Genomic DNA, 19,378 nt, shown 5'->3' on the forward strand with positions numbered 1-19,378 from the left:
ACAGATGGCCGATAGGAGTGTACTCACGAGTAACGAAGAAGGCTAACGGCCCTTCCCACTTCCGGGCGCACGACATGCGAATCCCCGCCGTGATGTACGACACAGCGGGGATTCGCATGCAGTTCTCCGGCGGGGCCGGCCGTGATCAGACGTCGAGGAAGCGGACATCCTTCGCGTTACGGGTGATGAAGCTCCGTCGTGCCGCGACGTCCTCGCCCATGAGGACGCTGAACAACTCGTCGGCCGCGGCGGCGTCGTCGAGGGTCACCTGACGCAGGACGCGGACGCTCGGATCCATCGTGGTCTCCCACAGTTCCTTGGCGTTCATCTCACCGAGACCCTTGTAACGCTGGATACCGTCGTCCTTGTTGATCTTCTTGCCCGCGGCGAGGCCCGCCTCGAGCAGGGCGTCGCGCTCACGGTCCGAGTACGCGAACTCCGGCTCGCTGCGCTGCCACTTGAGCTTGTACAGCGGCGGCTGCGCCAGGAAGACGTGACCTTCCTCGACCAGCGGGCGCATGAAGCGGAACAGCAGCGTGAGCAGCAGCGTCGCGATGTGCTGACCGTCGACGTCGGCGTCGGCCATCAGGACGATCTTGTGATAGCGCAGCTTCGCGATGTCGAACTCTTCGTGGATGCCGGTACCGAACGCCGTGATGATCGACTGGACCTCGGCGTTCTTGAGCACCTTGTCGATACGGGCCTTCTCGACGTTGATGATCTTGCCGCGCAACGGAAGGATCGCCTGGTACATCGAGTCGCGACCCGACTTGGCGGACCCACCTGCGGAGTCACCCTCCACGATGTAGATCTCGCACTTGCTCGGATCCTTCGACCGGCAGTCGGCCAGCTTGCCGGGCAGACCACCGATGTCGGTCGCGCTCTTGCGGCGGACGAGCTCGCGCGCCTTACGGGCGGCGACGCGGGCGTGCGCCGACGACACGGCCTTGGTGACGATCGTCTTCGCATCGGCCGGGTTGGCCTCGAACCAGTGCGAGATGTGCTCGTTGCACGCCTTCTGCACGAAGGACTTCACCTCGGTGTTGCCGAGCTTGGTCTTCGTCTGGCCCTCGAACTGCGGCTCACCGACCTTGACGGAGATGATGGCCGCGAGACCCTCGCGGATGTCGTCGCCCGTGAGGTTCGGATCCTTCTCCTTGAGGAGCTTCTTGTCCTTCGCGTAACGGTTGACGACCGTGGTCAGCGCCGCACGGAAGCCTTCCTCGTGCGTGCCGCCCTCGTGGGTGTTGATGGTGTTGGCGAAGGTGTGGACGGATTCGGAGTAACCCGAGTTCCACTGCATCGCGACCTCGAGTTCGTGACCGGTGCCCTTGGCGGTGAACCCGACGACCGAGTTGTGGATCGGCGTCTTCGTGCGGTTGATGTGGCGCACGTAGTCCTCGAGACCACCCGGGTAGTGGTAGGTGCGGACCTTGACCTTGTGCACCTCGGGCTCGGCGGCCTCGACGGCCTGGTCCTCGGCGGTCTTCGGTGCCTCGGCGGTCTCCGGGACGTCCTCGTCGGTGACCTCTTCGGGCGCGACACGCTCGTCGGTGAGGGTGATGGTCAGTCCCTTGTTGAGGAACGCCATCTCCTGCAGGCGACGCGCGACGGTCTCGAAGTTGAACGTCGTGGTCTCGAAGATCTCCGGGTCCGGCCAGAAACGGACGGTGGTACCGGTCCGCTTGGTGGCCTCGCCGCGGACGAGCTCGCCCGGCTTCGAGGCGGTGTACGTCTGCTCCCAGTGGTAGCCGTCGTTGTCGATCTCGACCTCGAGGGTCGTGGACAGGGCGTTCACCACGGAGATACCGACACCGTGCAGACCGCCGGAGACGGCGTAGGCATCGGAGTCGAACTTGCCGCCGGCGTGGAGCTGGGTGAGGACGACCTCGACCGTGGGGGCGCCGGAGGCGTGCATACCGACGGGGATACCGCGACCGTCGTCGACGACCTGGACGCCGCCGTCGGCGAGGAGGGTGACCTCCACCTTCGACGCGTAACCGGCCATGGCCTCGTCGACGGAGTTGTCGACGACCTCCCAGATCAGGTGGTGCAGGCCACGCTCTCCGGTGGAACCGATGTACATACCGGGGCGCTTGCGCACCGCCTCGAGACCCTCGAGGACGGTGATGGACGACGCACCGTACTCACTCTTGTTGTTGTTCGACTTCTGGGCAGCCACGGGTGGGTAGCTCTCCTTCTCCGATCGGCCCCGCGCACGCGCGCGACGCATTCCTGTCCATCCTACGTGCCCGTGAGCCTTGTGCCGGGGTGGACACGAAAGCGGGCGTTCCGCACCGCTGACGTCCCCGTAGCGGCCCCTTTGCGACCCGGACAGCGTGATTTCCTACGCGCTCCGATTTTCGCCCCTCGTACGGCCCGGGAGCGAGCCCGGGATCACCCGTAGGTGTCGCGTGGTCCGCGGCCGCGGATGTGGCGTTCGCCCTTCCGCCAGCTCGGCGCCGTCGGGCCGGTGATCCGCAGTTCCTTGACCACCCCGTGCCCCACGGCCGCGGCGATCTTGGCGAGGATCTGCGACTGCATCATCCGCAGCTGCGTGGCCCAGGCCGTCGACTCGGCCGAGACGTGCAGGATCCCGTCGCGCAGTGTGGTCGGCTGGGCATGGCTCGCGATGTCGTCGCCGACGACCCGCGCCCAGCTTCCCATGACGGTGCCCTCGGACACGTGCGCCGACCAGCCCCGCTGCTTGGACAGCGACTGCGCGAGCGACCCGAGGGTCTGGGGATCGCGGTCGTCCGGGCCGGGCCCCGACCAGCCACGACGTCGGCGTTTCGGGCGCAGCGGGCCACGCGACGCGCGTCCCTGGCCGACGGCCTTGCCGCTCGCCTTCGCGGCAGCCCGAGCCTCCTCGAGCGCGCGGCGGGCCAGATCGATGCCCTTCAGCTCCGGCTCGCCCGCACTGCGCTCCGATTCGGCACCGCGTTCGGGACCTGCATGTTCGTCGTTCATCCGACCTCCCCGGTGATCGGGTCCGTCTCCCGTTGCACCGATCCCAGCACAGAGATACGACCATCTTCGGTGTCCTCGGCATGCACGGGGAATCGGGCACCGTTCAGCTCGGCCGGCACGTCCTCCGGCACGGCCGCCGTGATCAGCACCTGTTCGGCCGTCGCGGCCACCTCGGCGAGGGCGGAGCGGCGTCGTCGATCGAGTTCGGCGAAGACGTCGTCGAGCATGAGGACCGGGTCGGTGCCGTCGGTACGCAGCAGGGCGAACGCGCCGAGCCGCAGCGCGAGCGCGAAGGACCACGATTCGCCGTGGCTCGCATAGCCTTTCGCGGGTTCGGCACCGAGCATCAGGTCGAGATCGTCGCGGTGGGGTCCGACGAGGCAGACACCGCGTTCGATCTCCTTCGACCGCACCTCCGCGAGGCGGTGGAGGAAGACGGTCTCGAGAAACTCCCAGTCGTCCGGCGCCGGTGTCCGGGCCGGGTCGGAGAACTCCGGCGGCAGCGCGTCGGCGAGGCTGCTGCGATAACGCAGGCTCGCCGGACGCGACTCGGGCGCGATCGACCGGTACGCCTCGGAGACGTGCGGGGCCAGTTCGTGCAGCAACGTGATGCGCGCGGCGAGCAACTCGGCTCCATGGGCGGCGAGATGGCCGTCCCACACGTCGAGGGTCGCCAGAGCGCTCGCCCCGTCGCTCGAGCGGCTCCCGCGCCGCAGTGCTCCACCCGCCGTCTTGAGCAGGGCGGATCGTTGACGCAGCACCTTGTCGTAGTCGGCCCGCACCCCGCTCATCCGCGGGAAACGTGTGCTGAGCAGTTCGTCGAGGAACCGCCGACGGTCACCCGGGTCGCCGCGCACGAGCGACAGATCCTCCGGGGCGAAGAGCACCGTGCGGAGGATGCCGAGGATCTCTCGAGGACGCCGGGCCGGCGACTGGTTGATCCGCGCCCGGTTCTGCTTGCCCTCGTTGATCTCGATGTCGATGCCGAGCTCACGACCGTTGTTGACGACCAGCGCCCCGGCGAACGCCCGCGACGTGCCGGCCCGCAGCAGCGGACCGTCGGAGGACACTCGGTGCGACGACAGCGTCGACAGATATCCGAGGGCCTCGAGCAGGTTGGTCTTCCCGTGTCCGTTGCGCCCGACGAAGACCGTCGCCCCCGGAGCGAGGTCGACGGAAACCGTTCTCCACGATCGGAAGTCGCGCAGCGAAAAGGTGCGAACGTACACGGGGGTCCAGTCTCGGGGCCGGTCAGCCCGGCAGGCGCACCGGCATCAGCAGATAGGTGTAATCGCTGTCCGGAGCGGCGAACGTACCCGAGGAATCCGGCACGGGCTCCTCGTCGAGCGCCGGCCGCAGCACGGCCGGACGACTCGAGGTGGTGAACCCGAACGAGACCTTGTCGGTGTGCAGCGACGTCAGGCCGTCGAGCAGGTAGCCGGGGTTGAACGCGATGATCAGCGGCTCACCGAAGAACTCCGCGGGATGCGATTCCTCGGCGCGGCCGGCGTCGTCGCCACCGGCCGACAACATCACGCTGCCCTCGGTGAACTCGAGTCGGACCTGCGCACCGCGCTCGGCGACCAGCGCGACACGCTTGATCGCGTCGACCAGCGGCGCGATCTCCACGGTCGCCATCGCGGTGTGCTCGTTGGGGAGCAACTGGCGGAACTTGGGGAATTCGGCGTCGAGCAGGCGCGTGGTGGTGCGGCGACCCTCGGCGACGATGCCGAGCAGACCTTCGGCACCCACCGACGACCCGCTGCCGAGAGCGAGCTGGACCGGGGAGTTGGACGAGCCGCCAACGGTTTTCGCGGCCTCGGAGAGGGTCTTGGCGGGCACGAGCACGGCCGAGCTGGTGGACTCCGCGGTGGGCATCCACTCGAGCTTGCGCACCGCGAGACGGAACCGGTCGGTGGCCGCGAGCACCATGTCGGTGCCCTCGATCTCCACCCGGATGCCCGTGAGCATCGGGAGCGTGTCGTCCTTGCCGGCGGCGACCGCGACCTGGCTGATGGCCTCGGCGAACAGATCGCCGGACAGCGCACCGGTCTGCTGCGGGAGCTCGGGCAGCTGCGGGTAGTCCTCCACAGGCATGGTGGGGAGCGAGAACTTGGCGCTACCGCACGTGATGAGCACGCGGGTGCCGTCGAGCACGACATCCACAGGCTTGTGGGGCAACGCGCGGGTGATGTCGGCGAGCAGCTTGCCGGACACCAGCACCTGGCCGGGGGTGATGACCTCGGCCGAGACGTGGACCTGCGCGGATACCTCGTAGTCGAAGCCCGAGACCGTCAGCCCGCGCTCGTCGGCTCCGAGCAGGACACCGCCCAGGACGGGCACAGGGGGTCGCGACGGAAGGCTTCGGGCAACCCATGCAACGGAATCAGCGAAGTCCTCGCGAGGCACACGAAACTTCATACTTCCCAGCTCCATCGCCCGGTGGATCCCTTCGATCGTGGTCTCGACAAGTCTACGAAGTCTGTCACAGAACCCCGACACCGATGAGGCGGAGCCGGGGGATGCGGGTCCACGTTATGCCTTCCCTCGCTGCTTGGAAAGCCGGGAGGCTCGAGGCGTGAGCCTCACTCGAGGGCCTGTGGACCGACGCTCTCCACACACCTGTTTTGAAAGAAGATTTCTGAAGAGAACTCACAGAAGTAGTAATAGGGCCTGTGGAATCTGTGGACGAACGACCGTCTAGGCTGGTGGGGCGACGTTCTCGAGGGGGTCGAACTCGAGGATGAACTCGAGGAGTTCTTGAGGACGAATGTGGATTCCTCGAGACTGTTCATTCTTTGTCCACCGTTCGTCCACAAAGATCCCACGTTCTGCACACCCTTGTCCACAGGTGTGGGGACCGGAAATTTCTCGAGATATAGGACAGGGAGCGCCCTGTGGACGCTCCCTGTGGATGGAAACTCGAGGCTCGAGGAATCAGCGCTTGGACCGCTGCTTGATACGCGCGGTGAGCTCCTGCACCTGGTCGTAGACCTTGCGGCGCTCGGTCATCTCCTTGCGAATCTTCTTGTCCGCGTACATGACTGTGGTGTGGTCACGACCGAAGGTCTGCCCGATCTTCGGCAGCGACAGATCGGTGAGCTCGCGGCACAGATACATCGCAATCTGACGTGCCTGCGCCAGCGGCCGTGCCTTTCCGGGCCCGCACAGGTCGTCGATCGACGTTCCGAAGTACTCCGCGGTCACGGCCATGATCGTGGCGGCGTTGATCTCGAGAGCCGAGGAATCCGGCATCAGATCACGCAGCACGACCTCGGCGAGGGTGAGATCGAGCGGCTGCCGGTTGAGCGACGCGAAGGCCGTCACACGGATCAGGGCACCCTCGAGTTCGCGGATGTTGCGTTCGATCCGGCTCGCGATCAGCTCGAGCACGTCGTGCGGCACGTTCAGGCCGTCCATGCGCGCCTTCTTCGACAGGATCGCGATGCGCGTCTCGAGTTCCGGGGGCTGGACGTCGGTGATGAGGCCCCACTCGAACCGGGTCCGCAGTCGTTCCTCGAGCGTCGCGAGCTGCTTGGGCGGCCGGTCGGACGAGACGACGATCTGCTTGTTGGCGTTGTGGAGGGTGTTGAAAGTGTGGAAGAACTCCTCCTGGATACCTTCCTTGCCTTCGATGAACTGGATGTCGTCGACGAGGAGGATGTCGGTCTCGCGGTAGCGCCGCTTGAACGCGACCTTGCGGTCGTCGCGGAGGCTGTTGATGAAGTCGTTCGTGAACTCCTCGGTGGAGACGTACTTCACCCGCATGCCCGGGAAGAGTCGTTGTGCATAGTGGCCGGCGGCATGCAGCAGATGGGTCTTCCCCAGGCCCGAGGCGCCCCAGATGAACAGCGGGTTGTAGGCCCGGGCCGGTGCCTCGGCGATCGCCACCGCCGCGGCGTGCGCGAACCGGTTCGACGCACCGATCACGAAGGTGTCGAAGGTGTACTTCGCGTTGAGGCTGCTGCTACCGATGGGCGGCGTCTCGGGCGGCGGGGGCTGGGTGAAATAGGACGGCCACGACTCGCGGACGGCGGTCATCGCCTCCCGGTCGTCGTCGACCTCCTCGAGTTCGCCGTGGTCCGCCTCGAGCATGTCGTGATCACGCGACGGGATCATGCGACGTCGATAGGCACCTTCACCGGGGAACATTCCGTCCCGCTGGTATCCCCCGTCCCGCGCGGCGACGGCATCCCCGGATCCTGCAGGATCCCTGGTCACAGCGCCGTCGCGCGGTCCGACGCCGTCGCGGGGCATCGGAGGATCGCGGCGCAGATCACGACTGCGGGGCTCTACCGTGCGCGGGTCACGGTTGCGGGCCTCCGCCGTGCGCGGATTCACAGGCTGTGCATCTTCGGGGAGACCCTCGAGAGGCAGTGTGTCGCGGGGTTCGGCGTAGGGATCCTCGGCGGGGTCGTCCACGCGTTCCCGCGGTTCGACGCGCACACCGAGACCCTCGACCCGGTGACCGAGGTGCCGGTTGAGGGTGCGGAGGATGGGTTCGCGCAGATCACGTTCGATCGACTGCTGGGCGAGGGTCGACGGCACCGAGAGCAGGGCGAATCCCTGTGCGAGCGTGATCGGTTTGACCAGCGCGAGCCATGCCTTCTGGCTCTTCGTCAGCATTCCGTCGTCGATGGTCAGCTCGGATACGACGTCCGTCCACACATCGGCCAGCGCGTTCGGCTCGTCGCTCACGCAGCTTCCCTCCCTTTGATCACCGGTTTTCCACACGATTATCCACAGGTGTGGACAACCGGGGGAATCACCCGGTGGATGTGTGGATGGGAGGTGTGTATTCGCTCGGCGGGGCTCGTGGGCCCGGGCGGTCTGCGGGGATCAGTGTGACACACGATGCGACGCGATCCGACTCCGTGTTCGGTGAACGCGCCCGGAGGAGCTGCGCGACGGCGCCCGAAGGAGCGTGGGGCAGCGGGCCGTCACCGGCCGGCACATCGTCGTCGAACGGAGCGTGACGCGGGACTGCACAGGTAGTCGCGATGCGCCGTCGAAGACATGGCCCACAGCGTACCCGAGCTGTGCTCTGGATCACATACCTTCTGGGCGAGTAGTTTTCGCCGAACGCGTCCGGCGTGTCGCGTTGATCGCCACTGTTCGTCGCGGTTTGATTTCGCGCCCGCGTCCGAGTAGCCTCGAACAGTCACTCATACCGAGGTGACGGGTTCGTCCTGCTCGAGTCGAGCAATACGGATCCTGCGAATTCACGTACACGTTGGACGACGGTGCTTGCCGCGCCGTCGCAGAATTATCGAGGAGTGTCGACCGTGGCCAAGGGCAAGCGGACGTTCCAGCCGAACAACCGACGCCGCGCGCGCGTTCACGGCTTCCGTCTCCGGATGCGCACCCGTGCGGGTCGCGCGATCGTTTCGGCGCGTCGCCGTAAGGGCCGCGCTTCTCTCACCGCCTGATTCCCTAACGGGAGCTCGGGGTGCTACCTGAGCCGTATCGACTGCGGCGCCACTCGGATTTCTCGGACACCGTCCGCCGAGGGCGTCGTCAGGGGCGGCGGGATCTGGTCGTTCACGTTCTCGAACGCGATCGCACCGAGTCCTTGGTGAGTGTCGGCGGTCCGCGTTTCGGACTGATCGTGAGCAAGGCTGTCGGGCCGGCGGTGATTCGACATCGAGTCGCACGCCGGCTTCGTCATATCTGTGCAGGTCTCGTCGAGGCTCTGCCCTCCGAGACCGACATCGTGCTGCGCGCACTACCCGGTGCTGCCACCGCGGATTCCCGCGAGCTCGACAAGCAGGTGCGGTCGGGCCTCGCCCGCCTCGGACTGTTCGACGCCGCTGCTCCCGCCTCGCGTGGGAGTGCTCGCGCATGAACGAGCCCGAGCAGAGGTCGTGGTGGCGGTCCCTGAGGTCCGCCCCGGCCCGGGCACTGATCTTCTGTATCGAGCTCTATCGCACCTATGTGTCGCCCACACGGATGCCGACCTGCCGATTCACCCCGACCTGTAGCGAGTACGCCGTGGAGGCGCTGCGCACGCGGGGTGTCGTCGTCGGTTCGGTCCTGGCATCGGTGAGACTGCTCAAGTGTGGCCCCTGGCACCCTGGTGGGTGGGATCCGGTACCCGAACGGAAACATCGGTCGTCCCCAGTGGGTACCTGACCGGAGCCGAGACCCGAGACCGACGCCTCTTCGTGGCGATCATGGACGACCAGAGGAGTACATAGAGCCGTGCTCGACTTCATCTACTATCCCGTGTCCTGGATCCTGTGGGTCTGGCACAAAGTGTTCTCGTTCGTGCTGGCACCCGACAGTGGTTGGGCATGGGCGCTGTCGGTGGTGTTCCTCGTGTTCACGCTGCGCGCGATCCTGTACAAGCCGTTCGTCAAGCAGGTCCGTACGACCCGCCAGATGCAGGAACTGCAGCCCCAGATCAAGGCGCTCCAGAAGAAGTACGCCAAGGATCGGCAGCGCCAGGCGCTCGAGATGCAGAAGCTCCAGAAGGAGCACGGCTTCAACCCGTTGATGGGATGTCTGCCCGTCCTGCTGCAGGTTCCCGTCTTCATCGGCCTGTTCCACGTGCTGCGGTCGTTCAACCGCACCGGCACGGGTGTCGGTCAGCTCGGCCTGAGCCCCGAACAGAACGCCCAGCTCGGCAACTACGCGTTCAGCCCGGAGGATGTCCAGTCGTTCCTGAGCGCCCGCCTGTTCGGCGCTCCGATCTCGTCGTGGATCACCCAGCCGATGGCCTCTCTCGAGGCGTTCGAGCCGTTCGGTGGCATTCCCACGCGCTGGCAGATCGCCGCTGTCGCCGTGCCGCTCATGATCGTCGCGGGCATCGCCACGCACTTCAACGCTCGTGCCTCGGTCGCCCGCCAGAGTGCTCAGGCCGCCGCGAACCCGCAGGCCGCGATCATGAACAAGCTGGCCCTGTACGTCTTCCCGCTCGGTGTGCTCGTCGGTGGTCCGTTCCTGCCGATCGCCGTCATCATCTACTGGGTCAGCAACAACATCTGGACCTACGGACAGCAGCACCTCGTCTTCCGCCGTATCGACAAGGAGGAAGAGGAGAAGAAGGCTGCGGCTCTGGCCCGCCGGAACGAGAACGCACCGAAGCCGGGTGCTCGCCCCGACAAGGCCAAGAAGAAGGGCGCGGCCGCAGCGGCAGCGTCCGACGCCGTCGACGCCACGGTCGACGAGACCGGTGAGGTGTCGCTGCAGAAGGACTCCGCGGCCGGCGACGGCTCCCCCGCGGCATCGAAGTCCGGTGCGTCCGCTCCCAAGCCGGGCAGCCGTCCCAAGAACTCCAAGCGCAAGCGGCGCTGACCGAAGTAGAAGAGAGCTGAAACATGGCCAGTGACCTGGACAAGGTGGAAGAGGACCTCGCGGTGGCACCCGAGGAGAGCGACGCTGCTGCGGACGCCGATCTCGATGACGACGACTACCTCATCGAAGAAGGCGAGATCGCCGGCGACTACCTGGAGCAGTTGCTCGACGTTCTCGATTTCGACGGCGACATCGACCTCGACGTCGAGGGCGACCGCGCGGTCGTGAGCATCGACGGTGGCAAGGATCTGACCAAGCTCGTGGGTCGCAACGGTGAGGTTCTCGACGCTCTGCAGGAGCTCACCCGTCTCGCCGTGCAGCAGGCGACCGGCGAGCGCAGCAAGCTCATGCTCGACATCGCGGGATGGCGTGCGGGCAAGCGCGCCGAGCTCTCCTCGCTCGGCACGTCGGCCGCGAAGCGCGTGCTCGAGACCGGTAAGCGTGAGGAACTCGAGCCGATGACGCCGTTCGAGCGCAAGATCGTGCACGACGCCGTCGCGAAGATCGACGGTGTGTCCAGCGAGAGCGAGGGTGCGGAGCCGCACCGCCGTGTGGTGATCGTCAAGGATTGAGTCGGCCCACGCCGACCGAAGAGGGACTCTGCGTCGTCAGGGTCCCTCTTCGCCTTTTCGGAACTGATGCTGTGGGCCCCGATGTTGTTTCGGGTGAGCCGACAGGAAAGGATGTTTCACGTGGAACAGCACGAGGCGGAACTGTCGGCGGTCGCGCAGAGGGTGTTCGGGGATCGGATCGAACTTGCCGAGCGGTACCACCATTCGTTGTCGACGGCAGGTGTGGAGCGCGGACTCATCGGACCGCGCGAGGTGCCGCGCCTGTGGGAACGGCACATTCTCAACTGCGCTGTGGTGGGCGAACTCATTCAGGACGGTGAGACGGTCGTCGACGTGGGCAGTGGCGCCGGTCTGCCGGGCATTCCTCTCGCCCTCGCCCGTCCCGACCTCCAGGTCACTCTCGTCGAACCGCTGCTGCGCCGCACCGTCTATCTGGCGGAGTTCGTCGAATCCAACGGGATCGAGAACATCCTCGTGGTCCGCGGCCGCGCCGAGCAGCCGAGCGTCCTCCAGGAGGCCGGCGGCGCAGACGTCGTGACCTCCCGTGCCGTCGCACCTCTCGCCAAGCTCGCCAAGTGGTCGCTCCCCCTCGTCCACGAGGGCGGCCGGATGCTGGCATTGAAGGGTTCGTCTGCTCGAGAAGAGATCGACCGCGATCACGACGAGCTTGCTCGTCTCGGTGCCGGCAATCTCGAGGTGCTCGAGTGCGGAGGCGATCTCCTTCCGACGCCGACGATCGTCGTGAAGGCCGAGCGGATTCCGCGGCCGGCGCGGCGTCGCAAGAAGCGCTGACCGAATCGGCCGGCGCGACGATCGCCCCCAACGCCCTCCCCTCCCCCCGCCGGGTCGGGAGGGTGTTGTCGTTTCCGAGACATCTTTTTTCGACTCGAGGAATCTACTCGAGTACTTTTCCGGTGCGAAACGGTTGTTTCGGGCGTTGTCACACCAGACCCAATCACCCCAGCAAGTTTCGTCACTGTGATGTTTCAGACGTCACGATATTTGGCTATCGTGAATTATCGTCCTGTGCAATGCAATTGAAATTACAGAATGTGAATTAGTTTGCGGGGCAAAGAATTTCTACCTGAAGGTTCGCTGTTCTCGAATGCGCCCTATGCGGGTCGGCAGTGTTTCACGTGAAACCGTCGCGACCCCTCGTGGGCCTGTTTCACGTGAAACAACTCCGCGTGTCGTTTCACGTGAAACGTCACCCGGCCATGTCGCCGACGGAACCTAGAATGCGGATGGGATACTGAACCAACCGAGAATGCGTGCGCGTGGTCGGGAGGCCGGGGACAGCTCCGGGCCCGGGACTCGCATTCTCTTCGGCGCCTCGACCCGGCCTTCGAAGTCGCGACCGGGAAGCGACGAGGATGTAGCGTGCGAACCGAGCGGATCTACGTGTAAGGAGTGTTCTATGACGGGTGGATCTGAATCCGCTGTTTCACGTGAAACCGGAGGCGTCGAGGACGACTTCTCCCCCGTACCCTTCGACGGTTTCTCCACCGTCGACACCCCGATCGGCGCGGCTGCTCATCGCGCCACCCAGGTTCTGCATCCGAGCGACGCCAACGCACTGCCCAAGCCGCGCGAGCGTCGCGTCTTCACGATCGCCAATCAGAAGGGCGGGGTCGGTAAGACCACCACGGCGGTGAACATCGCCTCCGCACTCGCCGTGCAGGGATTGTCGGTCCTTGTGGTCGACCTCGATCCGCAGGGCAACGCGAGCACCGCGCTGGGTGTGCCGCACTACTCCGGTGTGCCCTCGAGCTACGAGATCCTTCTCGGCGAGATCAATGCCGCCGAGGCCGTGCAGCAGAGCCCGCACAACGAACGTCTCTTCTGCATCCCCGCCACGATCGATCTTGCGGGTGCCGAGATCGAACTTGTCTCGATGGTCGCGCGCGAGAACCGTCTCCGGAACGCCCTCACCAAGGAGGCGCTCGGCGACCGCGAGTTCGACTACGTGATCATCGACTGCCCGCCGTCGCTCGGCCTGCTCACCGTCAACGCGCTCGTCGCGGCGAAGGAAGTCCTCATCCCCATCCAGTGCGAGTACTACGCACTCGAGGGTGTCGGGCAGCTCCTGCGCAACATCGAGCTCGTCCAGTCGCACCTCAACCCTGAACTGCATGTCTCCACCGTCCTCCTGACGATGTACGACGGTCGCACCAAGCTGGCCGATCAGGTCGCCGCTGAGGTGCGTGCGCACTTCGGCAGCGCGGTGCTGCGTTCGGTCATCCCCCGCAGCGTGAAGGTTTCCGAAGCTCCCGGTTACGGGATGACGGTTCTCGACTACGATCCTGGATCGCGCGGCGCGATGAGCTACCTCGACGCCGGGCGCGAGTTGGCGGCACGCGGGGTACACGAGAATCAGGGGAACGGATGAGCGCGACACGTAAAGGCGGGCTCGGTCGAGGTCTGGCAGCACTCATCCCTACCGGTCCTCCGGTAGACGCAGAGCAGAAGCCCACGACGGCCTCCGGCTCCATGGCCACCGCACCCACGGCCACCGCACCCGCCAAGACCGCGGCTCCGGCTTCCCCTGCGCCGGCCAAGTCCGCACCGGCGGCGGGTGCACCCTCGAAGCCGGCTTCGGGCGGGCAGTCCAAGTCGGCCGCGTCGCGTCGCCCGGGCTCCTCGGTCCTGAACCTCCCGTCGTCCGGTCTGGGCACAGCAGCCGCCGATCTCATCATCGGCGACGGCAGGACGCCGGGGCCCGCGTCCCCGGCGGAGCCGGTCGAGGCCGACGCGGCACGAGCGTCCGGAGCGACGTCCGAGAGCGAACCCCTCCCCTCCCCCACCGGAGCGGTGTACCTCGAGATCCCGATCGGGCGGATCGAGCCCAACCCGAAGCAGCCGCGTCAGGTCTTCGACGAGGAAGCGCTCGCCGAGCTCGTCCACTCCGTCCGCGAGTTCGGGCTCATGCAGCCGGTCGTGGTCCGCCGTCTCGAAGGCGACCGCTTCCAGCTCGTGATGGGTGAGCGTCGCTGGCGTGCCGTCCAGGAGGCCGGGCTCGACACGATCCCCGCGATCGTCCGCGACACCGAGGACGAGTCGCTGCTGCGCGACGCGCTGCTCGAGAACATCCACCGGGTGCAGCTCAACCCCCTCGAAGAGGCGGCGGCCTATCAGCAGTTGCTCGAGGAGTTCGAGGTCACCCACGAGGAACTCGCGAGCCGACTCGGACGGTCGCGTCCGGTCATCACCAACATGATCCGGCTGCTCAAGTTGCCGGTCGCGGTGCAACGACGCGTGGCGGCCGGAGTGCTGTCGGCCGGGCACGCGCGTGCCCTGTTGGCGCTCGAAGCCGGCGCCGACGCTCAGGAGGCACTTGCCGCACGCATCGTCGCCGAGGGTCTGTCCGTGCGCGCGACGGAAGAAGCCGTCGTGCTCGCCAACCGCAACGACACCCCCGACACTCCACAGCAGAAGCGTCGGAAGCCCATCCAGATGCCCGGGCTGCAGGACGTCGCGGAGCGCCTGTCGAACTCCTTCGACACGCGCGTGACCGTGAGCCTCGGCAAGCGCAAGGGCAAGATCGTGGTGGAGTTCGGTTCGGTCGACGACCTCGAACGCATCGTGAAGATGATGGAGTCGCAGACCGACCTTTCTTGACTCCTCGTCGGAGCAGGACAACAGTCTGTAGACGAAAGACGTGGAGGCGAGCTATCCCGTGTCGACCCGAGTATCACCGCTCACGCTGAGTGGGATCGAGCAGCTGCCTGCTCATGCGCGACGGTGCGTGTTCTGGGAGTTGGATCCCACCGCGGCGCCCGACGTTCAGCAATTCGCCGACCCCGAATTCGAGAAGGAAGCATGGCTGTCCATGGTCCTTCTCGAATGGGGGTCGTGCGGCCAGATCGCGACGATCGGCGACAAGGCCGCCGGGTGCGCGCTCTACGCTCCCCCGGGCATGGTGCCCCGCGCGCAGGCCTTCCCCACCGCACCCGTCAGCGCCGACGCGATCCTGCTGACGTCCATGCGGACCGAACCGCACGCGGACGAGCTGGATGTCGGTGCCGACCTCATTCGTGGGGTCGTCGCCGATCTCGTCCGCCGCAACGTCCGTGCCATCGAGGCCTTCGGGATCCGGCGCAACGCCGACGCGGAGGTGAGCGATGTGCCGCACGCGACGGCCGCACTCGGGTGCTCCGACACGGAGTGCATGATCGACGCCGACTTCCTCGAGGACATGGGCTTCGAGGTCGTCGCACCGCACTACCGCTACCCGCGGCTACGTCTCGAACTCGACCGCGACCACGAATGGAAGCTCGCCGTCGAGGCCGCCCTCGATCGGCTCCTCGAGGAGTCCTCCCTCACCGTCGCGGATCTGACCGCAGGTTCGGCGGTCGGCGCCCACTGAGGTCCTCGGAAACACTGAGGTCCTCGGAAACACTGACAAAAAAGGACCGCCCCCCGCAGACTCTGCGGGGGGCGGTCCTCTTCGTGCGTACGGGGTCGGCTAGCGGCTGTCGGAGATGGACAGCTCCTCGGCGAGCAACTCGGCGAAGGTGTACGTGCCGGTCGGCTGGTCGTCCTGGCCGAGCAGGTACAGCCGCTTCACCGCGATGAGGATCGCCTCGGCGATGATGTCGCGGCTGCGCGGATCGGCGAGCAGCGCGGCGTCGTGCTCGTTGGTGAGGTAACCGAGATCGATCTGCACCGTCGGCATGTTCGTCAGGCGCAGCAGATCCCAGGTGCGGCCGTGGCTGCGGCAGTCCTGCAGGCTCGTGCGGGCGACGATCTCGCGCTGGATGTAACAGGAGAGCACCTGGCCGATCATCGACTCGGACCCGTGCGAGTTGCCGTAGTGGAAGCTCGCGATGCCGTTCGCGGCGGGGCTGCGACTCGCGTCGCACCGCAGCGAGATCATGAGGTCGGCACCGAACGCGTTGGAGGTGCCCGCGCGTTCGACGTCGGTCGGATTCACGTGGTACGGCCGCGACAGGAAGGTCTCCATGCCCGTCGCCGCCATCCGGCCCTCGAGCCGGCGCGCGAGATCCCACAGGATGTCGGCCTCGGAGATCGGGCCGTGGGGGCTCGGCACGATGATGCCGTGGGTGTTGCCGCCGAGACCCGGGTCGATGACGATGCGCTTGCCGCTGAGCTGCGGCCCGGAGCGGCGCACGATCTCCTCCTCGGAGATCGCGTGGGGTGACCCGCCCGACACGCGCGTGCCGAGCAGTTCGAGCGAGCGCAGCGTCTCGGCACCACAGATGCCGTCGGAGGCGAGTCCGATCTCGCGCTGGAAGGAGCACAGACCCTCGTGGGTCTTGGGGCCGAAGTAGCCGTCCACGCGGTCGACGTAGAAGCCGAGATCCTGCAGACGGGTCTGCAGGGCCGCGACATCGTCGCCGTAGAGCGGAGCGGAGAGCTGATACATCAGGGTGCGCGCACCGAGCTTGTACGACGCTTCCTTCAGGGAACGGTAGGTCGCGGGTCCCACGATGCCGTCGACGAGCAGACCGCGCTGCTGCTGGAACGCGCGCACGGCTCCGTCGAGTTCACGATCGAAGGGGACGTCCGATCCCATCCAGTCGCCCGACTCCTCGGGCTCGTTGTGCAGGAAGCCCAGGCCGGCCAAGGTGCTCCGGATCTCGGCGACCGCCGGACCGTGGTCGCCGTGACGAAGAGGGCGCATGTATCGGGCCTTTCCGTGCTGACCGGATCGGTGCCCGGCGTGAGGGCTGGGCAGCATCGAACGGGGGTTGGATGAAGGATGTGCCCGTGAAGACGGGCTCACGGGCACATCCGAGAGGTTGATCCTGGGACGGTACTACAGGACGTCCGCGAGGTCCCGAAGCAACGCCGCCTTGCCCTTGGCCCCCACGATCGTCTTCGTCGGCTTGCCGCCGGAGAAGAGGATCATCGTGGGAATCGACATGACCTGGTAGTCGCGTGCGGCCGACGGATTGGCGTCGATGTCGAGCTTGGCGACGGTCAGCTTGTCGCCGTGCTCGGCCGCGATCTCCTCGAGAACCGGAGCGACCATCTTGCACGGACCGCACCAGGTGGCCCAGAAGTCGACGAGGACGGGCTTCTCGGACTGCAGTACGTCCTCGACGAACGACGAGTCGGTGATGGTGACGGTGTTCTTGTCGGCCACGGATGTCTCCTGAATCTCGGGATGGAATGTGGAACGGGTGGTGGGATCAGGCCTCGGCGAGCGTGGGCGCCTCGACCTCGCGGTTCGCGACGAGCCACCGCTCCGCGTCGATGGACGCCGAGCATCCGGTGCCGGCGGCGGTGATCGCCTGACGGTAGGTGTGGTCGACGAGGTCGCCCGCGGCGAAGACACCCGGAACGGAGGTCGCGGTGGACGGCGCCGAGACCTTCACGTAGCCCTCGTCGTCGAGCTCGACCTGACCCTTGACGAGGGAGCTGCGCGGGTCGTGGCCGACGGCGACGAACAGGCCGGTGACCGGCAGGTCGCTGCGCTCGCCGGTGACGGTGTCCTCGAGGACGAGGTTGGTGACGCTGTTCTCGCCCTGCACCTCGGCGACCTTCGCGTTGGTGACGAAGCGGATCTTCTCGTTGGCGCGGGCACGCTCGAGCATGATCTTCGAGGCGCGGAACTCCTCGCGGCGGTGGATGAGGGTGACGCTGCGCGCGAAGCGCGTCAGGAAGGTCGCCTCCTCCATCGCGGAGTCACCGCCGCCGACGACGGCGATATCCTGGTCGCGGAAGAAGAAGCCGTCGCAGGTCGCGCAGGCGGAGACGCCGCGGCCGAGCAGCTGCGACTCACCGGGCACACCGAGGTAACGCGGCTCGGCGCCCATCGCGAGGATGACGGCGTGGCTGCGGTAGGTCTCGCCGTTGGCGACGACCGTCTTGACCGCACCGGTGAGGTCCATCTCGTCGACGTCCTCGGTGCGCAGATCGGCACCGAAACGCAGTGCCTGCTCGCGCATCTGATCCATGAGTTCCGGACCCATGATCCCGTCCTTGAAGCCCGGGAAGTTCTCGACCTCGGTGGTGGTCATGAGTTCGCCACCGAACTGCGTTCCCTCGAAGACGAGCGGGGAGAGTTCGGCGCGGGCCGCGTAGACGGCGGCGGTGTATCCGGCCGGTCCCGAACCGACGATGATGAGGTCGTGAATCGTGGGCGAGGTCGTCATGCGGCGGAGCCTTCCGGTTGGGTGATCGGGGGCGCAAGGACTGCGGGCGGTCCGGCCGAAACCGGACGGCAGCCTACAGATACTGTCAACACCAGGGTAAACGGTGTTGTTCCCCTTCCGTCGTGCGTCCCGCCACAGACGGCCTGTACGGACCGGTCGGTCGCCCGACCGGCCCGCCCCCGATGCGAACCGGGACGGTCTCAGACCGCGTCGGGCACGTCCCGCAGCGTCTCGCGGATCACACAACGCGTGCCCGTGTAGATGGTCGGCATGCACTTGTTGCAGTGGATGCACAGACCTTCGTGTGCGGTCTTCTCTTCGAACTTGCGGACGAGATACGGATCACGCAGCAGCGCGCGTCCCATGGCGACGAACTCGAAGCCTTCGTCGAGGGCCGTCTCGATGGTGTCGAGCCGGTTGATGCCGCCGAGCAGGATCAGCGGGATCTTCAGTTCCTCCCGGAACTGCCGGGCCATGGGCAGGAAGAAGGCCTCCTCGAACGGGAGCTTCGGGAAGATCTTCGGTCCGTACACCTTCAGTCCCCAGCCGACGACCTTCGGCTGCGACTCCTGGAACTCCTTCATCGGGACGTCGCCGCGGAAGAAGTACATCCCGTTCAGCAGCGAGCTGCCACCGGTGAGCTGCATGGCGTCGATGGTGCCGTCGGATTCGATGAGCTTGGCCATGGGCAGCGACTCGTCGAGCCACAGGCCCTGGGGCACGCCGTCGGTCATGTTGAACTTCGCGATGACGGCGACCCCCTCCCCCACTGCCGTGCGGACGGCCTCGAGCACGCGACGCGGGAAGGCGGTGCGGTTGGCGATGCTGCCGCCGTACTTGTCGGAGCGCTTGTTGAGATTCGGGCTCATGAAGGAGCTGAGCAGATAGTTGTGGCCGAGGTGGACCTCGACGGCGTCGAATCCGGCCTCGACGGCGAGGCGTGCGGCGCGTGCGTAGTCCTCGACCACCCGGTCGAGTTGCTCGAGTGTCGCGCCGCGGACGAGCCCCATGGCGGGGGCGCTGATGCGCGTGGACGGCGCGAGCGTCTTCATCTTGTTGGAGATCTGGTTGGCGACGAGTCCGGCGTGGCCGATCTGCGCGGACGCCAGGCCGCCGGCGGTGTGCACGGCGTCGGTGAGCCGGGTCAGTCCGGGGACGGAGTCGGCGTCGAGCACGAGGGTGTCGCGGTGGACGCGACCGTCGTGGGAGACCGAGCAGTACGCGACGGTCGTGAGGGCGGTGCCGCCGCGGGCGACCTCGGCGTGGAACTCGACGAGTTCGTCGCTGACGGCGCCCCGGGGCATGACGCCTTCGAAGGTCGCCGCCTTGACGATGCGGTTGCGGAGGGTGAGCGGCCCGAGTCGGGCCGGTTCGAACACGGTGGGTCGCGGCGAAGACATGCCCCTACTTTCGATGCCA

General features: G+C 66.6%; 18 protein-coding genes. 9 read left to right on the forward strand and 9 right to left on the reverse strand.

Features of this window, described 5'->3' with window-relative positions; all coding sequences use genetic code 11:
• Positions 1 to 145 precede the first annotated feature (145 nt).
• The 5 genes from gyrB to dnaA all read right to left on the reverse strand — a co-directional run bounded on the left by gyrB (position 146) and on the right by dnaA (position 7,596).
• The gene (gene gyrB / locus ACPCXD_RS11820) at positions 146 to 2,182 is read right to left on the reverse strand and encodes a DNA topoisomerase (ATP-hydrolyzing) subunit B (protein WP_423659681.1); all 2,037 of its coding nucleotides are present in this window, start codon (positions 2,180 to 2,182) and stop codon (positions 146 to 148) included.
• A 215-nt stretch (positions 2,183 to 2,397) separates the two neighbouring features.
• Entirely contained in the window at positions 2,398 to 2,970 is a 573-nt protein-coding gene (locus ACPCXD_RS11825; protein WP_016691072.1) for a DUF721 family protein, read from the reverse strand.
• Entirely contained in the window at positions 2,967 to 4,199 is a 1,233-nt protein-coding gene (recF, locus tag ACPCXD_RS11830) for a DNA replication/repair protein RecF (protein WP_423659683.1), read from the reverse strand. Before recF ends, ACPCXD_RS11825 begins: the two co-directional genes overlap by 4 nt.
• A gap of 22 nt (positions 4,200 to 4,221) precedes the next feature.
• Positions 4,222 to 5,406, reverse strand: coding sequence for a DNA polymerase III subunit beta (gene dnaN, locus ACPCXD_RS11835; protein ID WP_026060921.1), 1,185 nt, complete (start codon positions 5,404 to 5,406; stop codon positions 4,222 to 4,224).
• A 501-nt stretch (positions 5,407 to 5,907) separates the two neighbouring features.
• Complete coding sequence (gene dnaA, locus ACPCXD_RS11840) at positions 5,908 to 7,596, reverse strand: chromosomal replication initiator protein DnaA (protein WP_419957103.1); 1,689 nt, start codon at positions 7,594 to 7,596, stop codon at positions 5,908 to 5,910.
• Positions 7,597 to 8,255: 659 nt separating this feature from the next.
• On the opposite strand from dnaA, the gene rpmH reads away from it, so the two are divergent.
• From rpmH to ACPCXD_RS11885, 9 genes are all read left to right on the forward strand, one after another.
• On the forward strand, positions 8,256 to 8,399 hold the full coding sequence (gene rpmH / locus ACPCXD_RS11845) for a 50S ribosomal protein L34 (RefSeq protein ID WP_006550910.1): 144 nt from the start codon (positions 8,256 to 8,258) through the stop codon (positions 8,397 to 8,399).
• A 20-nt stretch (positions 8,400 to 8,419) separates the two neighbouring features.
• Positions 8,420 to 8,815, forward strand: coding sequence for a ribonuclease P protein component (gene rnpA / locus ACPCXD_RS11850; RefSeq protein ID WP_026060920.1), 396 nt, complete (start codon positions 8,420 to 8,422; stop codon positions 8,813 to 8,815).
• On the forward strand, positions 8,812 to 9,102 hold the full coding sequence (gene yidD / locus ACPCXD_RS11855) for a membrane protein insertion efficiency factor YidD (protein ID WP_160877079.1): 291 nt from the start codon (positions 8,812 to 8,814) through the stop codon (positions 9,100 to 9,102). Before rnpA ends, yidD begins: the two co-directional genes overlap by 4 nt.
• A gap of 69 nt (positions 9,103 to 9,171) precedes the next feature.
• Positions 9,172 to 10,266: a membrane protein insertase YidC gene (gene yidC / locus ACPCXD_RS11860; RefSeq protein ID WP_423659687.1), complete on the forward strand. Its 1,095-nt coding sequence runs from the start codon at positions 9,172 to 9,174 to the stop codon at positions 10,264 to 10,266.
• A gap of 23 nt (positions 10,267 to 10,289) precedes the next feature.
• Positions 10,290 to 10,838, forward strand: coding sequence for a R3H domain-containing nucleic acid-binding protein (locus tag ACPCXD_RS11865; RefSeq protein WP_160877081.1), 549 nt, complete (start codon positions 10,290 to 10,292; stop codon positions 10,836 to 10,838).
• 111 nt (positions 10,839 to 10,949) lie between these two features.
• Entirely contained in the window at positions 10,950 to 11,630 is a 681-nt protein-coding gene (gene rsmG, locus ACPCXD_RS11870) for a 16S rRNA (guanine(527)-N(7))-methyltransferase RsmG (protein WP_037189661.1), read from the forward strand.
• Between the two features lie 625 nt (positions 11,631 to 12,255).
• Entirely contained in the window at positions 12,256 to 13,227 is a 972-nt protein-coding gene (locus ACPCXD_RS11875; protein ID WP_016691064.1) for a ParA family protein, read from the forward strand.
• Entirely contained in the window at positions 13,224 to 14,456 is a 1,233-nt protein-coding gene (locus tag ACPCXD_RS11880) for a ParB/RepB/Spo0J family partition protein (protein ID WP_160877580.1), read from the forward strand. The genes ACPCXD_RS11875 and ACPCXD_RS11880 overlap by 4 nt, the downstream gene beginning before the upstream one ends.
• Before the next feature lie 58 nt (positions 14,457 to 14,514).
• Positions 14,515 to 15,204 carry a GNAT family N-acetyltransferase gene (locus tag ACPCXD_RS11885; RefSeq protein ID WP_337201807.1) on the forward strand — a complete coding sequence of 230 codons (690 nt, stop codon included), beginning with the start codon at positions 14,515 to 14,517 and terminating at the stop codon, positions 15,202 to 15,204.
• 99 nt (positions 15,205 to 15,303) lie between these two features.
• On the opposite strand, the gene ACPCXD_RS11890 is transcribed toward ACPCXD_RS11885, so the two are convergent.
• The 4 genes from ACPCXD_RS11890 to ACPCXD_RS11905 all read right to left on the reverse strand — a co-directional run bounded on the left by ACPCXD_RS11890 (position 15,304) and on the right by ACPCXD_RS11905 (position 19,359).
• Positions 15,304 to 16,482 (reverse strand): N-acetylmuramoyl-L-alanine amidase, encoded by a 1,179-nt coding sequence (locus tag ACPCXD_RS11890; RefSeq protein WP_160877576.1) that lies wholly within the window; start codon positions 16,480 to 16,482, stop codon positions 15,304 to 15,306.
• Positions 16,483 to 16,617: 135 nt separating this feature from the next.
• Positions 16,618 to 16,947 carry a thioredoxin gene (gene trxA / locus ACPCXD_RS11895; protein ID WP_006550900.1) on the reverse strand — a complete coding sequence of 110 codons (330 nt, stop codon included), beginning with the start codon at positions 16,945 to 16,947 and terminating at the stop codon, positions 16,618 to 16,620.
• 46 nt (positions 16,948 to 16,993) lie between these two features.
• Positions 16,994 to 17,959 (reverse strand): thioredoxin-disulfide reductase, encoded by a 966-nt coding sequence (gene trxB, locus ACPCXD_RS11900; RefSeq protein WP_016691059.1) that lies wholly within the window; start codon positions 17,957 to 17,959, stop codon positions 16,994 to 16,996.
• Between the two features lie 200 nt (positions 17,960 to 18,159).
• Positions 18,160 to 19,359, reverse strand: coding sequence for an NADH:flavin oxidoreductase (locus ACPCXD_RS11905; RefSeq protein ID WP_423659692.1), 1,200 nt, complete (start codon positions 19,357 to 19,359; stop codon positions 18,160 to 18,162).
• Positions 19,360 to 19,378: the final 19 nt, after the last annotated feature.

The organism is Rhodococcus sp. AB351 (assembly GCF_049538275.1).
Lineage (GTDB): Bacteria > Actinomycetota > Actinomycetes > Mycobacteriales > Mycobacteriaceae > Rhodococcus.